The following is a 15,946-nucleotide window of genomic DNA, read 5'->3' as shown; positions in this document are numbered from 1 at the left end:
ACGATGGATAAGCAGCTGCTGGGTTACAAAGGGATAAAGCCCGTTTTCGCCGTCATGCTGCTCCTGACGGTTCTGCAAGGCGTCTCCATCCTGATGATGGCCAAGGGGCTGGCAGAGGCCGTGTCGGCTCTGTTCGCCGGGGCGCCGCTATCCGGTCAGACCGGCAGGATCGCGATGTTCCTGGGTGCTTTTCTGCTCCGGCACGGGCTCGGACTGCTGCAGCAGAAAATCGGCAGCGCATTTGCGGACCGCACCGCTGCCGATGTCCGGGGGAGGGTGCTGCGCAAGCTGTTCCGGCTCGGCCCGCGGTTTGCGCGAACCGAAGGCACGGGCCATCTGGTCACGCTGGCGCTCGAAGGGACGGAGAAGTTCCGCAAATACCTGGAGCTGATCCTGCCCCGGATGGCAGGCATGTCCATCATTCCTTGGCTGATTCTGGCCTACGTCTTTTTCCGCGACATCACGTCCGGCGTCATTCTGCTGGTTTCCATGCCGATCCTGATCGCCTTCATGATCCTCATCGGGCTGGCGGCCCGCAAGCAGGCCGAGAAGCAGATGGACACCTTCCGTGTGCTGTCCAACCACTTCGTCGATTCGCTGCGCGGCCTGGAGACGCTGAGGCTGCTGGGACAGAGCCGGGAGCACGGCGCATCGGTAGCCAAGGTGAGCGACCGCTACCGGAGGGCGACGATGCGGACGCTTCGTGTCGCCTTCCTGTCCTCGTTCGCGCTCGACTTCTTTACGATGCTGTCGGTGGCCGTCGTCGCCGTCGGCCTTGGCCTGCGGCTTGTGAACGGCCAGCTTGAACTGGTCACCGCGCTGACGGTGCTGATCCTGGCGCCGGAATATTTCCTGCCCGTCCGGCAGGTGGGCACGGATTTCCATGCGACGCAGGACGGCAAAGAGGCGGGCGCCGTGATGCAGTCCATCCTGGACCGGCCGGAGGGAGAGCCGGCTGATTCCGACGGAGCGCCGGGTCCGGGCGCCGATTGGCGCTGGTCGCCGTTCAGCCGGCTGACGCTGTCGGGGGTGACCGTGCAGCACCAGGCTGAGGCGTACGGTTCAGCACCGGAGACGGATGGTGCGGAACGCGGACGGGAGGCTGGGGCTGACCGGCCTGCTGAGGGCTGTACGGATGGGTCCGGGCAGGGGCAGAGCCCCCAGAGCCCTCGTTCCTTGGATGGCGTGTCCCTTGAGGTTCAGGGCATGCCGACCATCGGCATCATCGGCGCCAGCGGCGCGGGCAAATCCACGCTGATCGACGTGCTGGGCGGGTTCCTCGCACCCGATGCAGGCGAGATTTGCCTGAACGGGACGCCGGTCGGTTCGCTGGCCGGTGAAGCGTGGCGCAGCCAGATCACTTACATCCCGCAGCATCCGTATCTGTTCAGCTGCTCCCTGCTGGACAACATCCGGTTCTACTCGCCGGAGGCGTCCCGGGAGGAAGCGCTGCAGGCCGTGGAAGCAGCCGGCCTTGCCGGGCTGGTCCGCAGCCTGCCGGGTGGCCTGGATGAGCCGATCGGCGAGGGCGGGCGCCAGCTGAGCGGCGGGCAGGCGCAGCGCGTGGCGCTCGCCAGAGCTTTTCTGAGCGACCGGCCGATTATTTTGCTGGATGAGCCGACGGCCCATCTCGATATTGAAACCGAGTATGAACTGAAGCAAACGATGCTGCGCCTGTTCCGGGGCAAGCTTGTTTTTCTGGCCACCCACCGCCTGCACTGGATGCCCGATATGGACCGTGTATTGGTGATGGACCACGGCAGAATCGTAGAGGAGGGCACCCATTCGGGGCTGCTCGGCAAGGGCGGGGCGTATGACGCTTTGATTCGATCGCAAATGGAGGGAGTAAGGTGAGAAAAGAAGGATGGATTATACCGTACATCCGGGCCCACTGGGGACGCTGCCTGCTGATTATCGGGCTTGGCAGTCTCGCGCTGCTGTTCGCGGCAGGCCTGATGTTCACCTCCGGACTGCTGATCTCCAAATCGGCGCTGCGCCCGGAGAACATTCTGATGGTGTACGTGCCGATCGTGCTCGTCCGCACGTTCGGCATCGGGCGGGCCGTCCTGTTCTATGCCGAGCGGCTGGCGGGCCATGATACGGTCCTTCGGATCGTATCCTCCATGCGCGAGCGGCTGTACCGCATCTTGGAGCCCCAGGCGCTCTGGATCCAGTCGCGGTTTCGCGCCGGAGACGTATTGGGCGTGCTGTCCGCCGACATCGAGCATCTGCAGGATGTGTATTTGCGGACCGTGTTTCCCGGAGCGTCGGCGCTGGTCATGTACGCGGCAGCCACAGCGGCGGTGGGCCGCTGGGATCTTCGCTTTGCCCTGGTCCTGGCGCTGTATATGTTCATCCTTGTCGGCATTCTGCCGTGGCTATCCCTGATGATGACCAAGGCCAAAACGAAGCTGGCCAAAACGCAGAAAGCCGGCATGTACCGGCAGCTGACCGATGCTGTGCTGGGTATGGGCGACTGGGTGATCAGCGGCCGGGAGGCCCAGTTTCTGGCGGCATACGATGCGAAGGCCGGGGAGGCCGCCCGAACGGATGCGAAGCTCCGCGCCTGGGTACGCTTCAGACAATTGGCCGGCCAGTGCGTTGTCGGCCTGATCCTGCTGGCGGTGCTGGTCTGGGCGGCAGGAATGTATGCCGACGGGAAGCTGCCTGCCGTGCTGATCGCGGCCTTTGTGCTGGTCGTGTTCCCGGTGACGGATGCCCTGCTCCCGGTCTCGGAAGCCGTGGAGCATCTTCCCCGCTACCGGGATTCCCTGCGGCGGCTCTCGGATTTGGAAGGGGAGGAGTCTAACGTGAATGGATACGGAAACGGACAGGTGAGCGGGGATCAAGCCGCAGCAATGGCCGGCGGCGCCGTTCATATTCGGGTGGAACGCGCCGGCTTTCGCTATGAAGGCGATCCGTCCTGGACACTTCGGGATATATCCCTCGATATTCCGCAGGGCAAAAAGGTCGCCATCATCGGCCGCAGCGGTGCGGGCAAATCGACCCTGCTTAAGCTGCTGGAAGGGGCGCTTACCCCTAGCGAAGGCGAGGTCACGCTGAACGGCGTTCCGGCCGCGGCGATCGGGGAGCATATGCCCCATATCGTTTCCTTGCTGAACCAGAATCCGCATCTGTTCGATACGAGCGTGGCCAACAATATCCGGCTCGGCAGCCAGGACGCCGGCGAGGAGGATATCGTGCGGGCCGCCCGGCAGGTGAAGCTGGACCGGCTGATCGAATCGCTGCCGGACCGCTACCATACCCGGATGCACGAGACCGGTCAGCGGTTCTCCGGAGGCGAGCGCCAGCGGATCGCTTTGGCCCGGATTTGGCTGCGGAACAACCCGGTGGTCCTGCTGGACGAACCGACGGTTGGCCTGGACCCCCGGACAGAGAATGAGCTGATCCGGATCATGCTCGATTCGCTGCAGGGGAAGTCGCTGATCTGGGTGACGCATCATTTGGCCGGAGCGGAACACATGGACGAAATCGTGTTTATGGAGGACGGCAGGATCGTGATGCGCGGCAGCCATGCCGAGCTGATGGAGAACGAGCCCCGCTACCGCAGCTTGTACCAGCTGGACCGGCCGGAGGCGCTGCTGATCAAGGCCAATTAAGCGGCTGTGGAAGGCTAGCCATGCATAAAAAAACCGGACTGGTGCATCCTACCACTTGGGCAGTTTTTTGCAATTAAAGGAGGTGCACCCGGACATGACGAATCACAACGATCAAGAGCCTAGCAAATACGAAGTCCAAAGAACCGAGCTGAACAAAATGCCGGTACCGGACAAACAAAGAGAAGAGTTCGCCAAAGAAATGGTGAAGGACGCTAAAGAAGCGTTCAGCCAGCAGCCAACCCAGGATAACGAATAATCGGCCCTCGGGCTTTGGCCAAAAGACCATTTTCCATTTATAGCAGCGATATGACGTCGGGACGCCTTAAGGAGATCGTGAAGATCGGGGGCGTCCCGCCTGTTTTTGCGCAAAATACTTGACTGAACGTTCAAGAAAATGTTATCCTCACATCATGATCAAGAAAGGGGCGTTTACGGTATGGGCAGACATAAGGAATTCGACCAGGAGAAAGCCATCGACCAGGCGCTGGACCTGTTCTGGGAGAAGGGCTACGAGAGCACCTCAATCCAGGATTTGTGCGATCATCTCGGGATTCACCGGGGCAGCTTGTACGATACGTTCGGCGACAAGCACGAGCTGTTTTTGGCCTGCCTGGACCGTTTCAGCGCAAGGACGGACGAGAATTACAACTATATTTTAAAAGAGGACAGCGACTCGCCCAAGGAGCAGCTGGAGCGTTATTTTTCCAGAGTGATGGACGTTTCGCTGAGTAACGCGGCCCGTGGGCGCGGCTGCCTCATGACGAACACGACCCTGGGAGCGGTAGCTTATGTCCCGAACGTCGCCAGCCGGATCGATGCGCACTATATGCATACAGAAGGGCTGCTGTTCAGCTTCTTGATGCGGGCGCAAAACAAAGGGCTGGTGCGAAGCAAGCAAAGTCTGCGCCAGCTGGCCCGTTTTTTGAACGGCGTCAAGCAGGGCGTCCATGTCATGGCCCGGACGACGGCTGATCGCGGCGTACTGGAGGATATTTGTGCCGTCGCGGTGTCTACGGTTTTTTAAAGATAAATAGAAATGGGGAAGTTTTCAGCGAGTCTGGACCCTATTTTTTTGAGATTTTCTTGAACGAGCGTTCAGATAAATGCAGTTACAGCACCGGCTGCTTCTCCCTTTTGTAGGGAGGAGGCCGATTTTTAACCCTTTTTCTTGAACGAACATTCCAATAAAAGTGAGGGTAATCATATGAAACGCATGCTTTGGATCATATTAATGATGTCAATCGGGGCGACATTTACGTCCCCGTTATTTCCGCTTTATCAGGAGCGTTACCATCTAAGCAGCCTGCAGATCACGATTTTGTTTGCGGTATATGCCTTGTTCCTGCTGCCGTCACTGCTGGTCTCCGGATCCCGGGGAAGCGGTTGGGGCCTCAAGCGGGTGCTCCGGATCAGCATAGGGATCTCCATTCTTGCCACTCTGGTATTTATGGGCAGCCAGCAGGCATGGCTCGTGTATGCCGCAAGAATTCTGGAGGGGATCGCTTACGGGACGTTTACCGGTACCGCGGTGGCGTTTCTGCTGAAGCAGACGCCGGGTGATAAAATCCCGCTGGCCATCACCTTATCGGGTATAACGGTCTCGGTCGGATTCGGTCTCGGTCCGGCTTTGACGGGACTGGTCATTCAGTATCTGCACTTGATGCCGCTGCGCGTTCCTTTCTGGCTGTTGACGGCATTATTGGTGACCGCGTGGATGGCTCTGGAAACGTTAAAGGATGCCGATTTTCTGGCGCAAAAAGGCAAGCCGAAAGCAGCACCTGCACCGATATCGCTGGGAGTGCCGTCCGAGATCAGCCCGCATTTCTGGTCGTTCAGCGCCCTGCCGATCTTTACGCTGTTTACGCTGAACGGTATTATTTTGTCCCTGATTCCTTCTTTTGTGAAAAGCGTGCTCCATTCATCCAACCTGTCCGTCTCCGGCCTGCTGATCCTGCTGCTGCTTGGAGGAGGGGCCCTGCTGCAATTGTTGCCGCTGGCGAGCGAACCGGTTACCCGTCTTCGGCTGGGCATCGCGCTGCTATCGATCGGGGCATGGCTGGTCGTCTTCTCAGGATCCACCGGAAGCATCGTTCTGCTGTGGATCGGGGTGCTGGTTCAAGCCCTTGGCAGCGGCTGGACGTTCCAAATCAGCTTGCGTCTGGCTGGTGAGCTGCCGCACGCCGAGGCTCGGTCAAAGGTCATCACGACCTTTTACCTTGCCGGCTATGCCGGGTTTATCGTACCGGTTGTCGGCACCGGCGTGTTGACGTACTTTTTCGATCTGCATGTGTCGCTCGTGGTGCTGAACACGCTGGCCTCGCTGTTGGTGCTGTATATGCTCGGTTATTCCGTCCGCTTCCGGCGTTATTACGCCGCGAGAAAGCAGGAGGAAATCCGGCTGGCACGCTCCAAAGCCAAACCTGCCGCCGCAGGGGCAGACCGAGGGGCAATGACAAGCTGAGGGGAGTATGGTGAGAGAAATAAAAAAAGTCGAGTAGGCCAGGAAGATTCCTGACCTTAACTCGACTTTTTTTCTATCTCTAACTATTCCTTCGGATGAATCATTTCCTCCGGACGCACGACCGCGTCGAACTGCTCTTCGGTGAGTAGGTTGCTCTTCAGGGCCGCTTCTTTCAGCGTCAGGCCTTCCTTGTGTGCCAGCTTGGCGACCGCGGCGGCGTTTTCGTAGCCGATGTGCGGATTGAGTGCCGTCACGAGCATGAGCGACTGATTCAGGTTGCGCTCGATGACTGCGCGGTTTGGTTCGATGCCCACGGCGCAATGATCGTTGAATGAGCGCATGGCGTCGCCCAGCAGGCGGGCGGACTGCAGGAAGTTATAGATGATGACCGGCTTGAACACGTTCAGCTCGAAATTGCCTTGGCTCGCCGCGAAGCCGATCGCTGCATCGTTGCCCATAACCTGGCAGACGACCATCGTCAGTGCTTCGCTCTGCGTCGGGTTGACCTTGCCCGGCATGATGGAGCTGCCCGGTTCATTGGCCGGGATCGTCAGCTCGCCGATGCCGCAGCGCGGACCGCTGGCCAGCCAGCGCACGTCGTTGGCGATTTTCATGAGATCAGCGGCAAGCGCTTTCAGCGCGCCGTGAACATAGACGATCTCGTCATGGCTCGTGAGCGCGTGGAATTTGTTTTCTGCCGATGTGAACGTTTTGCCGGTCAGCTTGCTGATATTGGCTGCCGTCATCTCGCCGAACTTCGGATGGGCGTTAATCCCGGTTCCTACCGCGGTCCCGCCGATTGCCAGCTCGCGCAGGGACTCCAGGCTGCTGCGGATCATGCCTTCGCTTTTCTCCAGCATCCGGTGCCATCCGCTGATTTCCTGTCCCAAGGTCAGCGGAGTCGCGTCCTGTAGGTGGGTCCGGCCAATCTTGATAATATCCATAAACTGCTCGCTCTTCGCCCGGAAAGTCTCCTTCAGCTTCACCAGGGAAGGCAGGACTTGATCCTCCACGGCGATCAGGGCGGCAATATGCATAGCGGTCGGGAAGGTGTCATTGGAGCTTTGCGACTTGTTGACGTCATCGTTCGGGTGGATACGCTGGTCGCTGCCTTGTTCCTGAAGCAGCTGGTTCCCCCGGTTGGCGATGACCTCGTTTACGTTCATGTTGGACTGGGTGCCGCTTCCGGTCTGCCATACGGCGAGCGGAAAATGATCGTCCAGTTTGCCGGCAATCACTTCGTCGGCCGCTGCGACGATAGCGTCGGCTTTTTCTGCATTCAGCTTGCCGAGCTCTTTATTGGCGAGAGCTGCGCTTTTCTTGAGGATGGCGAATTCACGAATCAGCTCAAGGGGCATTTTCTCCGTGCCGATTTCAAAATTTTCAAAGCTGCGCTGGGTTTGCGCCGCCCAAAGCTTGTCCGCCGGAACCTTGATCTCGCCGATGGTGTCTTTCTCAATTCTGAATTCCAATTGTGTTTCCTCCTTCTCCACTTCTATGAAAAATAGGTCTTCCTGATATGAAATATATCATAATCCGGGGACCAGGAGAAAACAGATTTCACCCGAAACCAGTTTGGACCTGTCCGGCCCCAATCCGCATGCCTCTTCGTAAAGATGAAATACATTTTACAAACTCCGCCATCCCGTTTAACAATCGGCTCCTATAATGGGGACATGCTAGAATCCTTTAAAGGAGTGAATGATGAATGAAACGCAGTAAACGTCTGGTTCAAACCGCTTTCTGCCTGAGCGCGGCGGCAAGTTTAATTTTTACGGGCTCGGTCAGCGCCCAAGGAAACTCGAAAGCTCCATCGCCCAATGCGGGCAAAGCTAAAAACGTGATCCTGTTTGTCGGTGACGGCATGGGCACCGCAGCTCGCGATGCCATCCGTCTGAGCACGGTTGGCGTTAACGGCAAGCTGCAAATGGACGATATGCCATATGTTGGACTTCTTCGTACCCATTCCACAACTACGGTCACCGACTCCGCTGCAGCGGCAACGGCGATTGCCAGCGGCGTGAAGACTTACAATGGAGCCGTCGGCGTGGACGCCAACAAAAAACCGGTCAAAACGCTGCTTGAAATCGCCAAGGAGAAAGGCAAATCCACGGGCCTGGTGACGACGAGCCAAATTACCGACGCAACGCCTGCAGCATTCGCATCGCATGTGGAGGACCGCTCGAAGCAAAGCGATATCGCCAAGCAATACTTGGAGAAAAAAGTAGACGTCCTGCTGGGCGGCGGTGAGGATTTCTGGTACCCGCAAGGTACGCCGGGGCCGCATCCGGACCAGCCTGCTGAAGATCCGTCGGAAGGCAGCAAGGGCACTCAGGGCAACCTGGTGGAGAAAGCCAAGCAGCTCGGATATCAATTTGTAACGAACAAAGAAGAGCTGAGCAAAGCGAAGAACGGCAGAATTCTCGGCCTGTTCGCCAATGAAGAAATGTTCCAGCAAAGAGAGGAAGGACAAGGCGACCTGTACAACCCGACGGTACCGCTTGTGGATATGACGAAAAAGGCGCTCGATACACTCTCTACGAATAAAAAGGGCTTTTTCCTGATGGTGGAGGAAGAAGGTACGGACGAAATGGCGCATGAAAATAACGCCAAGCTGACGATCAAAGCCGGCCAGGAGCTGGATAAAGCGGTAGGCGTCGCCAAGGAATTCGCGAAAAAGCATCCTGACACGCTGGTGCTTGTGCTGGCCGACCATGAGACAGGCGGTTTGACAATTGAAGAGCCGGATGACAAGGACGAGTCCGGAGACGGCATCTCGAAGGAAGACGGTCCGTTCGCCATCGCGAACTCGAAGAATCAGTTCTATGTGGACTGGACGACTTCCGGCCACTCCGGCGTGGACGTGCCGCTGACGGCTACGGGCAGCGGAGCCGAGCTGTTTGCAGGCGTCTACGAAAACACGTATGTGCATGATGCCATTTTGAAAGCTTGGGGAATCAAGAAGTAACGAATCGTTAAAAGGAATCATAAATCTATTGTTTCAAAGCCGCAGTTTGCAGGATGGCGAAAGTCCCTGCAGCTGCGGTTTTTTGGTATTTCGGGGCCCGCCATAATGTACATAAGATGTCACCTCCAGGGGATGATAACAGAGTTCGACCAATACGGTGGAGGGAATCATTTATGGCACAGAATCAAGGCTCCCAGACGAAAGAAAAGAAACTGAAATGGTGGCAGCTGTCGCTCCTTGGGGTGGCCTGCACGGTCGGTACGGGTTTTTTTCTGGGCTCTCATATTGCGATCGAGATCGGCGGCCCTTCCGCTGTCGTTGCGTACGCCCTGGCGGCGTTCGGAGCCTACCTGGTCTATGACAAGCTGTCTCAAATGACAGCGGAGGATCCGATGGAGGGCTCGTTCCGCTCTTACGCCAAGAAGGCTTTCGGCCGGTGGGCAGGGTTCAGCAGCGGCTGGGTGTACTGGTCGTCGGAGCTGCTTATTATGGGGAGCCAATTAACGGCGCTTGCCTTGTTTTCGCGCTTTTGGTTTCCGCAGGTTCCGATGTGGTGCTTTGCGGCGGGGTACGGTGTTCTCGGGCTCCTTATTATTTGGATTGGAACCAAGGGATTCGAGCGAATGGAGAACATTTTTGCCGTGCTAAAAATTGCGGCGATCTTTATGTTTATGGTCATCGCCATTCTGGCGGTATCCGGCGTACTCCCGACCAAAGCTCACGGTCCCGCCTTTCCGCGGGATTGGGTACCGGGCGGGCTCACAGGATTTTGGGCGGCGCTCATTTTTGCTTTTTACGGATACGGGGGTCTGGAAGCGTTAGGTCTGATGACCATGAGGCTGAAGGAGCCCAAAGACGCGCCGAAGGCTGGCAAAGTGATGCTGCTGCTGTTAGTGTCCATTTATGTCATTTCCATCGGACTGGCGCTTATTCTCGAGCCATGGAAATCCTATGCCGCCGAGGAGAGCCCGTTTGTGGTGGCTCTTGTCGATTATAAACTTCCGTTTGTGCCGCATTTGTTTAATGCGGTCCTCATTATTGCCGGCTTCTCGACGATGACGGCCTCGCTGTTTGCGGTGACGACGATGATCGTTACGCTGGCCAGCGATGGGGACGCACCGCCCTTTTTCATTAAGGGCAAGAAGAAGGAAGGCAAAAAGCCCCTGCCGGCCATCGGTCTGACGGCTGTGGGGCTCCTCGCTTCCGTGGTATCCGCTCTGCTGATGCCGAAAAGCGTATATGAGTACATTACGACGGCTGCGGGCATGATGCTGCTGTATAACTGGATGTTTATTCTCGTCACGTCCGGCAAGCTGCTGGAGCTGACCGGATGGGGCAAAGCCAAGAGGTATATCGGCATGGCGCTGATCACCCTGACACTGATCGGAACGCTGTTTCATAAAATCAGCCGTCCCGGTTTTTTCATCAGTCTCGGATTTATCGTCGTGATCGGCTGTGTTACGCTGGTCATGCGCCATTTCTGGAACAAGACTGATGGGTCGAAGAAGGGCTCGTACCATACCGAAGAGCACGCAGAGTCTGGCCCGAGAACGATCAGGACCCGAACAAAATTCGGTATGCCTCGTATCCGAAGTAGAGGCCGAATCCGATAAGCGAAATGCCGGAAATGACCGAAATCGCGCTGACCAGGCGCTGCGTAAGCACCCGCCGGAACATGCTGGCTACGATTGCCATCAGCACATCCCACAGCAGGAGGCCGGCCATGATGGCGCAGCTGTACAGGAACACCTCTTTGGCTTCGTACTTGGCGATCATGTCGGCGAGAACCGACCCGTAAATCCCCATCCAGAACAGGATAGACAGCGGGTTAGAGATGGACATGATAAAGCCGGCGCTGAAGGATTTCACATGCGATTCATTACTGCTGCGGGTTTCCATACCCGCTTTTCCTGCGGTCAGGAGGCTTTCTACGCCGATATAAGTCAGGATAAAAAAGCCGAACAGCAGCAGAAACGTTTTCATAAAAGGGATGTTAAGAAAATGAATGACCCCGAAATACACAAGCAGCATAAAAATTCCGTCGGCCACCATGGCCCCGAGGCCCACCAGCCACGCGTGTAAAAAGCCTCCGCGCAGCCCGCGGTCCATCTGTGCCGCATTGATGGGACCAATCGGAGCGGCCAGGGAAAGGCCAAGCAGGAAATGGCTGATCCATACACTCATTCAAAGAGAACCCCCTTCATCGGTCTGTCGCATTGTTACATCCTATGAGAGGGGCTCTGCTTGTACGACTAAAAAAGCAAATCTTGTCCGAAAAATAAAAGAGCCGTTATCCCATGCGGGATAGCGGCTTTGTATATGTACCCCGATCATGAGGCCCAATATCTTGGTGCTGCGCTTTGGGTCTAGAAGCTTAGGGCTGCTTGGCCGGGCTCCCGGACCGTTTGCCTTTGCGCGCCCGGCGCAGGAAGAGGGAAAAGAACAGGGCGGCGATAGCGAACCAGGTCGCCACGATAAAGGCGTCGTTAATCCCGTTGATGCTTGCATTCGACGACACCAGCCCCAGCACCGACTGCAGTGCCAGCGATACGCCGGTCTCGGCGGGAACCCCTGCGGTGGTGGCAACCTCCTGCCCAAGTGCAGCGATATCCTGCATGATGAACGGATTGTCTTCGTTGTAGAGCGTGGACGATTCCGCGATGTGAAAAGTGGTCCGCGTCGACATCACCGTCACCAGCAGCGCGGTCCCGATCGACCCGGCCACCTGCCGCATCGTATTGGACATCGCGGTTCCGTGGCTTCCGAGGTAGTAGGGAAGCTGGTTGAGTCCCTCGGTCTGTACCGACATCATGATCAGCGACATGCCGAAGCTGCGAATCGTGTAGAGCATCATCAGATGCGAATACGACGTAGCGTCGGTCAACCGGCTGAATTCAAAGGTCATGACCGCAGTGATGAGCAGCCCGATAATGGCCAGGGGCCGTGCGCCGATTTTATCGAAAATCGCTCCCGAGATCGGGGACATGATCCCCATCAGGATCGCCCCTGGCAGAAGGAGCAGGCCGGACTGGAGCGGGGTGAACCCGCGGATATTTTGCAGGTAAATCGGAAGCAGCAGCATCGCTCCGAACATCGTCATGTTGACGAGGCCGCCGACGACCGTCGAAACCGAGAAGATGTCGTACTTAAACACGCGGAAATCGAGCATCGGCGATTCCATGTTCAGCTCGCGCACGATAAACAGGATGATAAATATGGCGCCAACAATCAGCGAGCCAAGCACCGTAAAGCTGGTCCAGCCCTTGTCTCCGGCGGAGCTGAACCCGTACAGCAGGATCCCGAAGCCCAGGGTAGAGAAGACGACGCCCCAGAAGTCGAATTTCGGTTTGGTCAGGCGGTTGATGTTTTTCAGCCACTTCAGGGCGAACAGTATATCAAGAACGGCCAGCGGAATGACCATGAAAAACAGGATGCGCCACGTATAGTGCTCCACGATCCATCCCGATAACGTCGGTCCGATCGCCGGTGCGAACATCATGGCAATCCCCATCATGCCCATCGCGGTCCCGCGTTTTTCGGGCGGGAAAACCGTCAGGAACACGTTCATCACGACGGGCATAATGATCCCCGCCCCGCTGGCCTGCACAACGCGGCCGAACAGCATCAGCGGAAAGTTGGTGCTGACGGCGCAGAGCACCGCACCGATGGTGAATAGGCTCATGGCCGTAATAAAGAGCACCCGGGTCCCGTAGGACTCAATCAGAAAAGCCGTGACCGGAACGAGCACGCCGTTCACCAGCATGTAGGCGGTGGACAGCCACTGCACCGTCGTTGCGGACACGTTAAAATCGTTCATCAGGTGGGGGATCGCCACGTTCAGCAGCGTCTGGTTCAGGATGGAGACGAACGCCCCAAGCATGAGTACCGTCAACGTCCGCCCCAAGTGTATATTTTCCATTAGACAAGCCCCCTAAATATGGATTCGGACAGTCGCATTCATGCCTGGAACGAGCCCGAGGCCTTTATATCCTTCAATGGTTACGACGATAGGGATGACTTGCGTCACTTTGGTGTAGTTGGCGTTGGAATTCGTCGTTGGAAACAGCGAAAACGTAGACGAGGTAGCCAGTCCGATTTGATCGATCTTGCCGGTTAGCGTTGTATCCGGAAAAGCATCAACGTAGACGTCGACGGTTTGGCCGACCTTGATTTTATCCAGCTTGGTTTCTTCAATATTGGCTGTAACCCACAGGTTGTTCAGGTTGAAGGCTCTTGCCAGCGAAGTTCCCGGGGATACAAAAGAATTGGGAACCGCTGTTTGCTGAACGATGGTGGAGTTCACAGGGAACGTAATATCGACCCGGGTACCTCCGGAAGTTACGCTTCCTACGACATCGCCGGAATTGTAATACTTTCCGACGGATCCGTTCCAGGTCGTAAGCTTGCCGGCCGCTGGTGCGGTGATGGATACCCCCTGTCCGGTGACTTGGGCGTTGTCGGTTTTAATGTAGTTGGACGTCTGGTTGTAGTAATAAATGGCCGCGCCGCCCAGGACGAGCACAATGATGACGACTACAACGTTGACCAGCAGTGCACGCGAGTTCATAAAAGCATGATCCCTCCTAAAGTTGCTTCCTAGTTATCGATTGAAAACAGATATCCAAGAGCATCTCCTAATTGCCCCATTCATATTCAGCAGAGGAATTTCCCGGATCACTGCTAGGATAAAGGAACGCTGCCCTGGGGATAAATAAGAAATCCAGTTGATGAAAGGGGAGTTATGCATGAAAGTGTACGTGGTTTACGACAGCGAAAACGGCCACACGGAAGCCTTGGCGCGTTCCGTATGGGAAGGGGCTAAGGGCGTAGACGGAGCTGAGGCAGAGATCGCTCACGTCAATGAAGCGGACATTTATAAACTGGAGGATATGGACGCCATCGTATGGGGATGTCCGGGGCATTTTGGAACCATCAGCTCAGGACTCAAAAATTGGATTGACCGGCTCGGCTACCTGTGGGCGCAGGGCAAACTGGTCAACAAAGTAGGGGCCGTATTCTGCACGACAGCAACCGTGCATGGAGGGGTGGAATCCACCATGATCAACCTGCTGACGCCGATGCTTCACAACGGCATGATCGTTGTCGGTCTTCCCGGAAACATACCGGAGAATGCCCTGTACGGATCGTATTACGGCGTGGGTGTGACGTGTCCCGTGGAGCTTTCGGATGACGATCCCAAAAACCTGCCCGGCGAAAACGACCTCGCCCTGGGCCGAGCATTAGGCAAGCGCGTAGCCGAATTGGCCGGACGATTCTCCTCGGCAGCAAGGTAAGGTACAGGCTATGATTATCGCCTTTATCGTTCTGGCTGTCCTCGCCCTGGTTTTTCTTTTTATTTACAATGCCCGGATGTCCAAGAAAACGGCGAAAAAAAAGGATGCTCCGGAATCCGTCCCAAACAACCCAGAGGCGGCGGAGCCAGCCGCTCATCTTGAACCTGTGAAGGCGGCGGAACCGCTGCCGGCAACCACCGGACCGGTGGCCTCTGAACCGGTAAGAAGACCCGAGCCGGTGCCGGTGACAACCCGGAGGCCGCAGGCTGCGGAGCAGCAGGGCGACCGGGCTTACCGCGATGCTCTCCGGCAGTTCGCCGGAGGCACGCCGGCCAAGGAGGAGCCCCCGGCGCCAAAGCCGGACTACAGTACGGACAACGCCTACCGGGAAGCGCTGCGGTCGATGGCGAAGAACAAAAAGTAGCAGGATCCTGCAGCACAGCGAACAGCCGCTTTCGGTGATGGACCGAAAGGGCTGTTTTTGCGTGATCGTGAGGAACGGACGCAGAACCGCCATTGTATGCCGTGCTGCGGAATGTTATTTTATACATATCCAATAATCGCCTAAGACCGGGAGGGAAAGATCACCATCATGTTCACCGCCGTATGGGTCGCCATCATTTGCCTGGCCGTGATCGTTTTGCTGCTGGCCGCGGCAAGTGCTTATTTTTATAATGTGGGCATCAAGCGCAGCACGAAGGAGTTTTTGGAAGCCGATCCGGCGCTGGTCAAAGAAGAGCACCCCTGGGAGCTTGAGGAGGAGTGGCTCCGCAGCCAGCCTGTAGAGACGTTGGAACTGACGTCCTCGGACGGTATTGCCCTCAAAGGATATTTCATCCCCGCAGCGACGCCTGCCCGCCAAACCGCCATCGTCGTGCACGGCTATTCCAGCCAGGGCCGGGAAATGGGGGCTTTTGCTAAGCTGTACCATGAGATGGGCATGAACGTGCTGATGCCGGATAACCGGGGGCACGGCCAAAGCGGAGGGAATTACATCGGGTTTGGCTGGCCGGACCGCAGGGATATTATGCGGTGGATCGGCACGGTCATTGACCGCAGCGGACCCGGGGCGGAAATCATACTGCACGGCGTATCCATGGGCGGAGCGACGGTGCTGATGGTAAGCGGGGAGGAGCTCCCGGGTCAGGTGAAGTGCATCGTATCGGACTGTGCCTACACGTCAGTGCGTGACATTTTGACCCATCAACTCAAGCAGATGTATAAGCTCCCGCCATTTCCGCTGCTGCCGGCAACCAGCCTGATGTGCAAGATGCGGGCAGGATACTCCTTCGGAGAAGCCTCAGCGTTGAAGCAGGTCGGCGTGACAAAGCTCCCGATTCTGTTTATTCACGGGGACCGCGATACCTTTGTCCCATACGCGATGCTGCACCGTCTTGTGGATGCCGCGGCAGGGGATAAGGAAGTCTATGTGGTTCAGGGGGCTTCGCATGCGAACGCTTATTTTGTGGACAAAAAAGAGTACGAACGCAGGATACGCCAATTTATTGGGCGTTATATCCGGTTAGGGAAGGGGACGGAAAAGGAGATGATTCCCGGATCGGAGCCGCAGGCTGTTCTGACCCCCGTGGAGGGTTAAATCCTG

Annotated in this window: 14 protein-coding genes; 10 read left to right on the top strand and 4 right to left on the bottom strand. The window is 57.0% G+C overall.

Translation table 11 applies throughout. The annotated features are described in order from the left end of the window. The first annotated feature begins 3 nt into the window (after positions 1-3). The 5 genes from KI379_RS27830 (at position 4) to KI379_RS27810 (ending at position 6,081) form a co-directional block, all read left to right on the top strand. Positions 4-1,854 (top strand): ABC transporter ATP-binding protein/permease, encoded by a 1,851-nt coding sequence (locus KI379_RS27830; RefSeq protein ID WP_212985608.1) that lies wholly within the window; start codon positions 4-6, stop codon positions 1,852-1,854. Beyond that, positions 1,851-3,620, top strand: a complete 1,770-nt coding sequence (gene cydC / locus KI379_RS27825) for a thiol reductant ABC exporter subunit CydC (RefSeq protein WP_212985607.1) — start codon at positions 1,851-1,853, stop codon at positions 3,618-3,620. Before KI379_RS27830 ends, cydC begins: the two co-directional genes overlap by 4 nt. 94 nt (positions 3,621-3,714) lie before the next feature. After that, the gene (locus tag KI379_RS27820; RefSeq protein WP_163881934.1) at positions 3,715-3,876 is read left to right on the top strand and encodes a hypothetical protein; all 162 of its coding nucleotides are present in this window, start codon (positions 3,715-3,717) and stop codon (positions 3,874-3,876) included. 180 nt (positions 3,877-4,056) lie between these two features. Beyond that, the gene (locus KI379_RS27815; RefSeq protein WP_076171937.1) at positions 4,057-4,644 is read left to right on the top strand and encodes a TetR/AcrR family transcriptional regulator; all 588 of its coding nucleotides are present in this window, start codon (positions 4,057-4,059) and stop codon (positions 4,642-4,644) included. A 180-nt stretch (positions 4,645-4,824) separates the two neighbouring features. Then, on the top strand, positions 4,825-6,081 hold the full coding sequence (locus KI379_RS27810) for an MFS transporter (protein ID WP_089549650.1): 1,257 nt from the start codon (positions 4,825-4,827) through the stop codon (positions 6,079-6,081). An 83-nt stretch (positions 6,082-6,164) separates the two neighbouring features. On the opposite strand, the gene fumC is transcribed toward KI379_RS27810, so the two are convergent. Further along, entirely contained in the window at positions 6,165-7,553 is a 1,389-nt protein-coding gene (fumC, locus tag KI379_RS27805) for a class II fumarate hydratase (RefSeq protein ID WP_076171931.1), read from the bottom strand. A gap of 236 nt (positions 7,554-7,789) precedes the next feature. Here fumC and KI379_RS27800 point away from each other — a divergent pair, with 236 nt between their 5' ends. Both KI379_RS27800 and KI379_RS27795 read left to right on the top strand, forming a co-directional pair. Beyond that, entirely contained in the window at positions 7,790-9,049 is a 1,260-nt protein-coding gene (locus KI379_RS27800) for an alkaline phosphatase (protein WP_076171929.1), read from the top strand. 173 nt (positions 9,050-9,222) lie between these two features. After that, positions 9,223-10,662 carry an amino acid permease gene (locus KI379_RS27795; RefSeq protein WP_076171926.1) on the top strand — a complete coding sequence of 480 codons (1,440 nt, stop codon included), beginning with the start codon at positions 9,223-9,225 and terminating at the stop codon, positions 10,660-10,662. On the opposite strand, the gene KI379_RS27790 is transcribed toward KI379_RS27795, so the two are convergent. From KI379_RS27790 to KI379_RS27780, 3 genes are all read right to left on the bottom strand, one after another. Next, the gene (locus KI379_RS27790; protein WP_076171924.1) at positions 10,604-11,233 is read right to left on the bottom strand and encodes a LysE family transporter; all 630 of its coding nucleotides are present in this window, start codon (positions 11,231-11,233) and stop codon (positions 10,604-10,606) included. The two genes, KI379_RS27795 and KI379_RS27790, sit on opposite strands and share 59 nt — an antisense overlap. Before the next feature lie 190 nt (positions 11,234-11,423). Further along, entirely contained in the window at positions 11,424-12,968 is a 1,545-nt protein-coding gene (locus KI379_RS27785; RefSeq protein WP_076171922.1) for a DHA2 family efflux MFS transporter permease subunit, read from the bottom strand. 12 nt (positions 12,969-12,980) lie between these two features. After that, positions 12,981-13,616, bottom strand: coding sequence for an HlyD family secretion protein (locus tag KI379_RS27780; RefSeq protein WP_212985606.1), 636 nt, complete (start codon positions 13,614-13,616; stop codon positions 12,981-12,983). Positions 13,617-13,794: 178 nt separating this feature from the next. On the opposite strand from KI379_RS27780, the gene KI379_RS27775 reads away from it, so the two are divergent. The 3 genes from KI379_RS27775 to KI379_RS27765 all read left to right on the top strand — a co-directional run bounded on the left by KI379_RS27775 (position 13,795) and on the right by KI379_RS27765 (position 15,940). Further along, a complete protein-coding gene (locus tag KI379_RS27775) occupies positions 13,795-14,343 on the top strand; it encodes an NAD(P)H-dependent oxidoreductase (protein ID WP_076171918.1) in 549 nt (182 codons plus the stop codon). 10 nt (positions 14,344-14,353) lie between these two features. Further along, on the top strand, positions 14,354-14,767 hold the full coding sequence (locus KI379_RS27770; protein ID WP_076171916.1) for a hypothetical protein: 414 nt from the start codon (positions 14,354-14,356) through the stop codon (positions 14,765-14,767). Between the two features lie 168 nt (positions 14,768-14,935). Continuing rightward, positions 14,936-15,940 carry an alpha/beta hydrolase gene (locus KI379_RS27765; RefSeq protein ID WP_212985605.1) on the top strand — a complete coding sequence of 335 codons (1,005 nt, stop codon included), beginning with the start codon at positions 14,936-14,938 and terminating at the stop codon, positions 15,938-15,940. Positions 15,941-15,946 lie beyond the last annotated feature (6 nt).

Source organism: Paenibacillus cineris, from assembly GCF_018333335.1.
Taxonomy (GTDB): Bacteria; Bacillota; Bacilli; order Paenibacillales; family Paenibacillaceae; genus Paenibacillus_AQ; species Paenibacillus_AQ favisporus.
Note: the sequence above shows the minus strand (reverse complement) of the source record. Positions and strands in the feature narration are given on the sequence as shown.

Bases quoted from the DNA above. Each gene is read 5' to 3' on its own strand.
- KI379_RS27830 (WP_212985608.1), top strand. From the start codon at position 4: ATGGATAAGCAGCTGCTGGGTTACAAAGGGATAAAGCCCGTTTTCGCC.
- KI379_RS27820 (WP_163881934.1), top strand. From the start codon at position 3,715: ATGACGAATCACAACGATCAAGAGCCTAGCAAATACGAAGTCCAAAGA.
- KI379_RS27815 (WP_076171937.1), top strand. From the start codon at position 4,057: ATGGGCAGACATAAGGAATTCGACCAGGAGAAAGCCATCGACCAGGCG.
- KI379_RS27810 (WP_089549650.1), top strand. From the start codon at position 4,825: ATGAAACGCATGCTTTGGATCATATTAATGATGTCAATCGGGGCGACA.
- KI379_RS27800 (WP_076171929.1), top strand. From the start codon at position 7,790: ATGAAACGCAGTAAACGTCTGGTTCAAACCGCTTTCTGCCTGAGCGCG.
- KI379_RS27795 (WP_076171926.1), top strand. From the start codon at position 9,223: ATGGCACAGAATCAAGGCTCCCAGACGAAAGAAAAGAAACTGAAATGG.
- KI379_RS27790 (WP_076171924.1), bottom strand. From the start codon at position 11,233: ATGAGTGTATGGATCAGCCATTTCCTGCTTGGCCTTTCCCTGGCCGCT.
- KI379_RS27785 (WP_076171922.1), bottom strand. From the start codon at position 12,968: ATGGAAAATATACACTTGGGGCGGACGTTGACGGTACTCATGCTTGGG.
- KI379_RS27780 (WP_212985606.1), bottom strand. From the start codon at position 13,616: ATGAACTCGCGTGCACTGCTGGTCAACGTTGTAGTCGTCATCATTGTG.
- KI379_RS27775 (WP_076171918.1), top strand. From the start codon at position 13,795: ATGAAAGTGTACGTGGTTTACGACAGCGAAAACGGCCACACGGAAGCC.
- KI379_RS27770 (WP_076171916.1), top strand. From the start codon at position 14,354: ATGATTATCGCCTTTATCGTTCTGGCTGTCCTCGCCCTGGTTTTTCTT.
- KI379_RS27765 (WP_212985605.1), top strand. From the start codon at position 14,936: ATGTTCACCGCCGTATGGGTCGCCATCATTTGCCTGGCCGTGATCGTT.